Annotated in this window: 1 protein-coding gene; it reads left to right on the top strand. The window is 68.9% G+C overall.

The features are described 5' to 3' along the window. The coding region (locus tag D471_RS36200) for an FtsK/SpoIIIE domain-containing protein (protein ID WP_040691298.1) at positions 1 to 727 on the top strand (727 nt) is incomplete at both ends.

The raw sequence follows: 727 nt of genomic DNA, 5'->3' as shown, positions 1-727 counted from the left end.
CGCGCCCTTCGCCGACACCGACCGGCTGCCGCACAGCGCCGGGTTGATCACCAACCTGGCCGACGACGACGGTCTGGTGACGCGGTTCCGGGAGGCGACCTTCGGCGAGCTGCTCCGGCGCCAGCAGATCCTGAAGAACGCGGGCAACCTGCCGAACCTGCACGCCTACGAGGCGGCGCGCGAGACCAACCCCGAGTTGGAGCCCCTGCCGCACCTGCTCATCATCATCGACGAGTTCTCCGAGCTGCTGACCGCCCATCCGGACTTCGCGGAGCTGTTCGTCGCGATCGGGCGCATCGGTCGGTCGATCGGGGTGCACCTGCTGCTGGCCACCCAGCGCCTGGAGTCGGGCAAGATCAAGGGCCTGGAGTCGCACCTGTCCTACCGCGTGGGCCTGCGCACCTTCTCCGAGGCGGAGAGCCGGGAGGCGATCGGCGTGGGCGACGCCTACCACCTGCCGCCCGAACCCGGATCCGGCTACCTCAAGGTCGACACCTCCGTCTTCGAGCGGTTCAAGGCCGCCATGGTCTCCCAGCCCTACGAGCCGCCCCAGCGGGAGGAGAAGGACGAGCACGAGCCCGTTCTGCCGCTGCTGTCCTACAACGCCCTGGAGAAGGTGACGGGCACGGGGTCGCTGGTCGACTCGCTCGTGGGATCGATCAGGGCCAAGGAGGAGGAGAGCAGGCCCAAGCAGGAGAAGCGCACGACCCTCCAGGTGACCGTGGAC

The organism is Nocardiopsis lucentensis DSM 44048 (assembly GCF_000341125.1).
Lineage (GTDB): Bacteria > Actinomycetota > Actinomycetes > Streptosporangiales > Streptosporangiaceae > Nocardiopsis > Nocardiopsis lucentensis.
This window is presented reverse-complemented; position numbering and strand designations above follow the sequence as displayed.